General features: G+C 50.1%; 4 protein-coding genes. 1 reads left to right on the forward strand and 3 read right to left on the reverse strand.

Annotation, left to right across the window (positions count from 1 at the left end; all coding sequences use genetic code 11):
- The first annotated feature begins 589 nt into the window (after nt 1–589).
- Complete coding sequence (locus tag ACKFKH_RS32910) at nt 590–5629, forward strand: translocation/assembly module TamB domain-containing protein (RefSeq protein WP_446862615.1); 5040 nt, start codon at nt 590–592, stop codon at nt 5627–5629.
- A gap of 8 nt (nt 5630–5637) precedes the next feature.
- Here ACKFKH_RS32910 and trxA read toward each other — a convergent pair whose 3' ends face one another.
- The 3 genes from trxA to ACKFKH_RS32925 all read right to left on the reverse strand — a co-directional run bounded on the left by trxA (nt 5638) and on the right by ACKFKH_RS32925 (nt 8744).
- Complete coding sequence (trxA, locus tag ACKFKH_RS32915; protein ID WP_446862616.1) at nt 5638–5955, reverse strand: thioredoxin; 318 nt, start codon at nt 5953–5955, stop codon at nt 5638–5640.
- Nucleotides 5956–6196: 241 nt separating this feature from the next.
- Nucleotides 6197–7093, reverse strand: coding sequence for an Hsp33 family molecular chaperone HslO (gene hslO / locus ACKFKH_RS32920; RefSeq protein ID WP_446862617.1), 897 nt, complete (start codon nt 7091–7093; stop codon nt 6197–6199).
- 148 nt (nt 7094–7241) lie between these two features.
- On the reverse strand, nt 7242–8744 hold the full coding sequence (locus tag ACKFKH_RS32925) for a hypothetical protein (protein WP_446862618.1): 1503 nt from the start codon (nt 8742–8744) through the stop codon (nt 7242–7244).
- Nucleotides 8745–8859: the final 115 nt, after the last annotated feature.

The following is an 8859-nucleotide window of genomic DNA, read 5'->3' on the forward strand; positions in this document are numbered from 1 at the left end:
GCAATTAAGTGTGTGGCGACCCTAGCTAAATCCCGATTTCGTGAATCTTAGGGGGTCGGTCTGCCACACTCTTAAGATACAAGGGGCTGCCCGCATTAATCACCGTAGCGAAAAATTTCGTCGAATTCACATTAGTTGAGAATTGAGCGCAGACCCAAAAAGTCCGGGTTCTCACACGAGCGGCATGAAGGGAGATAAGTCTAGGACTTACGCACTGTACAAGAGAGCCATTGTGTGTGGTAACGTATCTGCGTTAGTGTGGGCTTTTAAAAACTGCCCTTTGCGGGCTGAGATCGCTAGATAGGAAGCAGAAAAATCATGCTCAAAGGGCTGAAAACCATACCTCCTATCTTGGATTTTCTGTCAATGCGTAAGTCCTAAAGTCTTACAAAAATGTTGGACTTGTCTGGAAATAGCTGGTTTTGCGCTACATTATCCTCTCAAAATTCGCTTTCGCTAAGGTCTCCAAATCGGAGTTAATTTCATCTCTAAACGGTAATCTCAAATTCATTTCCCCAAATAATGACCTGTGTGGTAACTATATAGAGGCTTCGCTAGACGCTCCTCAATTCCTTCCCCACTGTTGTAAATGACGAATCCTCCTGAGCAAGGTACGCCCCCCACCCCTCGTAGACGACGATCGCGCCTCGTCCGTATTGGCATCCCGTTGGGGATCGCTGCCGTTGCAGGAATTGGGGCAGGGGTTTGGTATGGCACCGTCTTTGTCAATCAGGAGTTAGCGCCCTTAGTCGCCGACAATCTAACTCAGTTGCTCAATCGTCCCGTTAAGCTAGGCAAAGTTGAACGGTTTTCGCTGACAGGGTTGCGGTTTGGTAAGAGCGAGATTCCGCCGACAGAGGATGATCCCGATCGCGCCACGGTCGAGTCAGTCGAGGTCGGATTCAATCCGATTCAGCTAGTTTTTAATCGCACCTTAAAGCTGGATGTGGCGCTGATCAAACCGACGGCCTATATCGAGCAGGATAGAGACGGAGTGTGGGTTTCAACCGCCATCAAAGAACAGGAAGAAAAGGGATTTATTAGAACTCAGCTTGAAGTGTTGGAGCTACGAGAAGCCAATATTGAACTGTCTCCCTTTCCCAAACCCGGCCGCAAGCGGACTTCGGTGAATCTGACCGACGTAGCTGGAGAAGTCAAGCCCCTCGATCGCAATCGGCGTTTTGCCTATGAAGCCGAAGGAAAATCAACTCAGGGCGGCAGTTTTGACCTCAAAGGCGAGTCGCTCAATCAGCAGGGGCTAAACTCCAATATTGACATTCGCGGCCAGGATTTTTTGATCGCTGAAATCGATCGCCTCGTCAAACTCCCCGTTGATCTAACTCAGGGTCGCGTCAATGGTCAGGTGAATGTAAAACTGCGCCCCAAAGAACCCGCTTTAGTGAATGGGACGGCCGACTTTAAGAATGTGACGTTGAGCATTCCGCAGTTACCGCAAAAATTCACCAATGCGAATGGCAAACTGCAACTTAAAGAAACGCTAATTACTTTGGAGCAAGTCAGCGCTTCTCTCGGCAAAATTCCACTTTTGGCCAAGGGCACACTAGACACCAAGAAAGGATTTAATCTATCTGCTCAGGTCAAGGCCGTCACGCTGGATAACTTTTTTGAGACCTTTGCAATTCAGCTTCCGTTTGCTGCTGTAGGTGAAGTTGGAGCGGATGTAAAAGTGACGGGAGCGATCGCCAGTCCCGTTCTCACAGGCGTTGTCCGTAATACCAAAGTTGCTAGAGTCGATCGACTCAATCTTAGTCAGGCTAGCGCCAACTTTAGATTGGATGCGAGTACGTTCGATCTGGCTGTTTCTAATCTTCAAGCAACTCCCACGATCGGCGGACAAATCACCGGACAGGGCAACCTTTCTCTCGCCCCCCCAAGAACGATCGCGTTCAATCTAAATGCTCAAAACGTTCCGGGTGACACGGTAGCCAGACTTTACAACAACGGACAAGCGCCTCCGATTACGGTCGGTCGAGTCAATAGCCAGATTCAGCTTAGTGGAGCGGTCGATCGCGTTCAGACTGTGGCTCAATTTCAGGCACCCCAGGCAACCTATCCCACGACAGGAGAAGTGGCGATCGTCAGCGGCAACACCATTTTGCGAAACATCGTGGCCCAGGTTGGCGGCGGAACGGTCACCGCAAACGGCAGAACGATCGGCGAAAATTGGCAAGCGACAGTACGGGCGATCGGCGTTCAAGCAAGACAGTTCGTGCCTCAATTAACCGGGTTGGCCAGCGGCAATTTTAATCTGTCTGGGACAACCAAATCTTTTAATCTCGCAGACATTCGGGCAACGGGTAAGGCGCGGCTCACCGAAGGCACAGGCGCATTTGATGCCGACATTGCCTCCAGTTTGGGAAGATGGCAGGCGCGAGTCACCGGAGGCGGCCTGCAACTAAGCCGCTTTTCACCTGACCTACGTGGATTGTTGAGTGGCGATTTGCGCGTCGCGGGATTGGTCAACTCTCTGAGTGCGGGGACGATTCGGGCGAATGGTCAGGTGCGACTGTCAGAAGGAATTTCGCTGATCGAGCAGCCGATCGTCGCTCAAGTGCAATGGGATGGACGCAAGCTGAATATTCCGCAGGCGACGGCTCCCGGATTTAGCGCCAATGGGTCAATTCTGGCTCGGCTCGAAGGCGCAGGTTCCCCCGCGATCACCGGATTGGATCTGTTCGTCAAAACCACAAACTACGCCCTGGCTAACTTACCGATTCCTCGCCCGCCCGTCACCGATCTCACGGGTCAACTCGATCTCACCGGCCGCATTACCGGAACACCTGACGCACCGAATGTGATTGGTGATGTCGCCGTCAAAGGGCTGTCTCTCAACGGCATCACCTTTGATTCGCCGCTCAATGGCAGCATTCGCCTCGTCCCGACTCAGGGATTTACGGTCAACGTGGCAGGCGGCAAAGATCAGATCTTCCTGGCGTTGAATCCTGACTATCGACCGATCGCCCTGAATGTCAAACGAGATCAAGCGATCATTGCAGGCAAAACAGAAGGCAACATTTTTCGAGTGGTGATCCAGCAGTTGCCGTTAGATGGCTTAATTATTCCTGGTGTGGATCTAGCGCGATTGGGCAGCTTTGGCGGACGGTTTCTCACAGGCAACTTGAATATTGATGTCAATCGGCTACAAGTTGCGGATGGGTCGCTCAACGTGGTCAGACCTGCCAGAGAAGTGCGGGGCATCGTGATCGAGCCAGAAACCATCCAAGCGAGGTTTGTCAACACGGGTAATGTGATTCGATTTACCGATACGTTTTTGCAAAAGGGCACCAGTCGCTATGCGCTGTCAGGCAGTGTAGACCTGCGATCGACACCCAAATTTGAAGGCAAAGTCGCGATCGCTCAGGGCAAACTCGAAGATGTTCTCAGAACGCTGCGAATTTTTGAAATTCAAGATTTCTCCCAAATTTTGCAGGCGGCAGACGTTGGCAGAGCCGAAACTGTTGTCCCGACGACTGTAGGACTCCCAGATGCCAGCCTGTCTGATCAACTAAAGCGCTTTTCTGAAATCAATACGCTTCTGCGGCGAGTAGCCAATGATCGACGCAACCTCAACATTCCCGAATTGGCCGATGTGCGCGGCACCTTTAACGGCAACATCAGCGTCTCAGCAGGACTGGGATCGCCCCCCAAAGCCGAGTTTGATTTGACAGGGCAAGATATCGAATGGCGACCCTTTCCCTCATTTGCCGAAGTCGATCAAGGGAAAATTACGCGAAACCCCAATCGGATCATTACGATCGACCAGGTGATCGCCAAAGGCAGTTTTGAAAATGGAGTCGTCAATCTGCTGCCGTTACGCCTGCAATCTGGAGACGCTCGCATCAACGTATCCGGAAATTTTGGCGGGGCAAGCCAATCGGGACAGGTGCAAGTCACCAATCTGCCCGTTGGACTGATCGAAACCTTTTACCCCCTGCCGATCGGCATCACAGGCAACCTCAATGCCACCGCCACTATCTCAGGCACCCAGGACAACCCGTTTGCGATCGGAGAAATCAGTCTCGCCGACAGCACCCTCAACGGCACGCCCGTCCAATCCGCCACTGGCAGCTTTAACTACACCAACGCTCGACTCAACTTTGGCACGACGGTGACGATCGCCCCCCCCGAACCGCTCCGCATCGCAGGCAGCATCCCAATCAAGTTGCCGTTTGCGTCCACTTTCCCCGACAGCAATCAGATCAGTCTGTCTGTAAATGTCAAAAACGAAGGATTGGCTTTATTAAATCTGCTGACTCAGCAAGTCGCCTGGGTAGACGGCAAAGGAGATGTGCAGCTACAGGTTGGGGGAACGCTGCTTCAGCCCGTCGTCACCGGAGTCGTCACGGTTCAAAACGCTCAACTTTTGGCCCAGGCGCTCCCCGAACCGATCACCGATCTGACGGGCACGATTACCTTTGAGCGCGATCGCATTCGAGTCGGCGCTGCTACCACGCCGCTAACGGGACAATTTAGCAAAGGTCGCCTCTCAGCCCAAGGCGTGATCCCAATTTTCTCAACCTTGAGTCAAAGTGACCCCGATGTCAATACGCCGATCGCCCTTGCTCTCAACGACATCAACCTTACCCTCAAAGGCTTGTATCAAGGGGGCGTGAGTGGTAATGTGGCACTCCGAGGAACGGCCCTCAGTCCAGAAGTCGGGGGTGAAATTCAACTAGCAGACGGACAGGTGCTACTTCCTGACACCTCAGCCGCTCCCGCCAGTACAGGAGGAGGCACGACCGGAGGAGGTACGACTGGACAGCCAGATCAGTTTGTTGAATTGCAGAATTTACGGTTGGTGTTGGGCGATCGAGTCCGTGTCACCCGTGCCCCGATTATCAACTTTCTAGCGCGAGGCGAGTTGCTCGTTAATGGCTCGTTAAATGATCTCAAACCCAATGGCACCATTCGTCTGACAGCGGGACAGGTCAACCTTTTTACAACCCAGTTTGTCTTGGCGCGAGGCGGGGCACAAAGTGCGACCTTTACCCCTGCTCAAGGGCTTGACCCCATACTGAATATTCGTCTGATTGCCTCTGTTCCTGAAGTGACGCGCAGCCGCATTTCTGCCAATACGACCTCTTCGGAGATTGAGGATAATTCTTTGCTGGCGACCAGTTTAGGCTCGTTACAAACCATTCGCATTCAGGCAAGAGCGACCGGAGCCGCCAGCCAGCTATTTGAAAATCTAGAACTCACCAGTAGTCCTAGCCGGAGCCAAAACGAAATTATCGCCCTGATTGGGGGAGGCTTTGTAAATACGCTCGGACGAGGAGACAGCACGCTGGGAATCGCAAATCTAGCGGGTTCTGCGCTGTTGACCAATATTCAAGGACTGATTGGGAATGCACTCGGATTTGGGGAGTTTCGCCTGTTTCCTACCGTCATCAATGATGAAAACAGGAGAAGCTCAACCCTGGGTCTAGGCGCAGAATTGAGTATCGATATCACCCGTGGTCTGTCTGCCTCGGCGCTCAAAGTCTTGACTTCGGATCAACCGACTCAGTTTGGGGTACGCTATCGCATCAATAATCGCCTGTTGCTGCGCGGCTCGACTGATTTTTCGGGGGACAATCGCGCCGTGGTGGAGTACGAAACGAGATTTTAGAGAAGACCTTAAACGATCGCTTGTAGTTGTTGGACAAGTTGCTGCGATCGCACGACTCCCTCAATTTTGTGAACGGGCTTTCCTGACTTAAAGACCACCAGCGTCGGCAGCGCATGAACCTGATACTGACTGGCCAGATCCGGATAGTTATCAACGTTGATTTTGACGATTTTGATCTGGTCTTTCATCTGCCCATTGACTTCTTCTAAGATCGAAGCCATCAGTTGACACGGGCCGCACCAGGGAGCATAAAAGTCAACGACGATGGGAGTTTCGGACTGAGATACTAACTCTTCAAAGCTATTGAACTCCTGTTTGGTTGCCATTTTTTGATTCCTCGATCGCGTGTTCTCTAAGCGTAGCGTTTGCAAGAAGTTTTGAGTTTTAAAGAATGTTTGAGAAATGTGATGACGAAGGATAAAAGACGCTAGACATTAGACCAAAGACGTTAGACATTAGACAAAAGACTGGGAAACCAAAGACTCTCAAGGTGGCCCTGTCCAAAGTCTAGAGTCCAACGTCCAAAGTCTACCTTGTCCAAAGTCTAGAGTCCAACGTCCAAAAACTTTATCCTCCCGCTTGCAATTCTCCGATCAGTTGTGAAAGGTGGTCGCGATCGGCTTTGTAAACTTCGCCGCAAAAGTGACAGATGGCTTCGGCTCCTTCGTCTTTTTCGATCATGTCTTGCAGTTCGACTTGACCCAGGAGCTTTAGGGCACCGAGAACGCGATCGAACGAGCAGCCACAGTGAAACCGCACCAGTTGAGTTTCTGGCAAGATTTCTAAGCCCAAATCGCCCAACAAATCCTCAAGAATTGTAGGAAGCGTTTTGCCTGCTTGCAACAGAGGCGTGAATCCTTTGAGGCTGGCAAGTCGAGATTCTAGAAGTGCAACGAGTTCGGGATCGGAGGCGGCTTTGGGCATGATTTGGATGAGAATTCCCCCGGCGGCTGTCACGCCTTCTGCGCCGACAAAGACTCCTAACACTAGAGCGGAGGGCGTTTGCTCGGAGGTAACGAGGTAGTGTGTGATGTCATCGCCCACTTCTCCAGAAATCAGTTCGACGGTGCTGGAGTAGGGATAGCCATAGCCAATATCTCGCACGACGTAGACGTAACCATCCTGACCGACGGCTCCTCCGACATCCAGTTTGCCTTGGGCGTTGGGCGGCAGTTCGACGTGGGGATTATCGACATAGCCGCGCACTGTGCCGTCTGCTCCCGCGTCTGCCATTACGCCGCCGATCGGCCCGTCGCCCCGAATCCGAATATTCACCCTCGATCCTTCGCGCTTCATACTGGATGCCAACAACAGTCCGGCGGCCATGGTGCGCCCCAAGGCGGCAGTCGAGACATAAGAGAGGTGGTGTCGCTGTTTGGCTTCGTCTGTGAGGCGGGTAGTGATCACTCCGACGGCCCGAATTCCCCCGTCGGCCGCAGTCGCTCGAATTAACTGATCAGCCATGAAAAACCCTTACATTTCTTAATGAGTGCTGTTCCTATTCTAAGGTTTTGGGGATGGGTGGTTTGCGATCGAGACTCCAGACTTTTGACGGATAGAGGAGCCTTCCTATGAATCTTTGGTTCCTATAAATCTTTGGTTTAATGTCTTCTTAGCTTCCACCCAGAGCGGAGATAAGCCAGTAATCACTCAAGTAGGAAGTTAAGACACGCAAAGCCGTTGCTAAATCAACTTCCAGGTCTTTCTCTTGAATGTCAATAATCAAGTTGTAAGTTAGATCAAAATTAACGCGATCGTCCTGTTCGATCACCAAAAATTGACCATTTGGACTGTGATTAAGTTTTTCAATTTCTGCTGAACCAACTCCGCCAGTAATCTTAGATTCACGCGCATCTCTAGTTAAGAAAAATCTGGTTTTTGGATGACTGCTCACTAACTGATTAAAGTTTTTGATCCGAGACGTGAAGCTATTACCACTTGCGTTGAGAAAACCGACCACAGTCTCACCTTGAGAAGTTTCGATATTAAAATGCTCTGGTAGTGTACTTCTTCCTAACCGAAGTGGACGAAACTCTAAGGCTCGATCGAGCTTAAAAGCCTCTACGATCGCTGCCAGCTTTCCAATTTCATCTGCATCATTAATGATTGTAGGCTTGCCGTAGTTTTCGATCAGTTCAAGCTTCTTGTATTCCAGGTATTCACACACCCTATCTTCTACAGAAGGCGGTTTTCTTCTCACCGTTTCTGTCTGAGGTGAAGCAAGGAAATTAACGAATGAGCGATCGATTTGTGGAGAACTTGACGCTATTTCTAAATCTGAAATTCTGGAGCCAGGTTGATTACTAATTAAAGGCTGGATCAAGTGAGCAATTTGAGAAATCACCTGTTCAAGCTGTTCAATTCTGGACTCAACTGAAGGCGTTTTGATGGAGGGTTGATAGTCGCTTGGTAAAGGAATGTTGTGGACTTTGTGACGAAAATAAGCGCTTGCACAATTAAAAACAGCCCGAATTGATTTTTGGTTGAGGATGTTACTAATCTCTGTCGAGTTAAAGAGATCAGACAGATCAAGATCCACTGACTTTGCTTTGAGAGCTAAAAGTTTTTCTAGTTGCTCAACACTAGGGCGTTCTAATCTGACAATATATTCAGAAGTTCTATCGACCACAGAACCGTCAAAAAATGTCTTGAATTGCTCCCAACGATCGGGGAACAGATTCAGAATAATCAGGCTATTGGGAACATGGGTTAAAATTTCTTTAACAGCAGATCCAAAACTCTCCAAAATAGGATGATTGTGGTTTAATCCCAAACTTTCTAGTTGATCAAAAACGATAATTAGAGGCTCATCCAGAGTTGATAGTTTACCAAATACAGTGATAGCTTCTAGCGCAAATTCTTCTCGACTAATATCTGCCCGCCAGTTGTCTAAACCAATGTTTTGGGCTTCGTCATCTTCAAGTTCGTAAGCAGCCAACCACTTCCTCACCAAGTCTTTTTTGTTTAAGTCACTGTAGCTACAAAACTTGATAATTCCTTTGAGAATTGTGGCTGAGTAGCCCGCCGCTGTGTAATGTTGGCTCCACCAGTCATTGAGATGACGTTCGATATATTGCCAGCTATCTCTATTACGTTGGGTATCTTCGGCTCCCAAACGGCTGTAAAGATTTAGACTGTTATCCTGAAGCGCTGTGAGAATGTCCTGCCCTTTTTGGCTGCTAAGTAGCTAGGTGCAATTAAATATAAAACGCTCCAAGGAGTACTCCCCT

The organism is Phormidesmis sp. 146-20 (genome assembly GCF_052939475.1).

Bases quoted from the DNA above. Each gene is read 5' to 3' on its own strand.
- ACKFKH_RS32910 (WP_446862615.1), top strand. From the start codon at position 590: ATGACGAATCCTCCTGAGCAAGGTACGCCCCCCACCCCTCGTAGACGA.
- hslO (WP_446862617.1), bottom strand. From the start codon at position 7,093: ATGGCTGATCAGTTAATTCGAGCGACTGCGGCCGACGGGGGAATTCGG.
- trxA (WP_446862616.1), bottom strand. From the start codon at position 5,955: ATGGCAACCAAACAGGAGTTCAATAGCTTTGAAGAGTTAGTATCTCAG.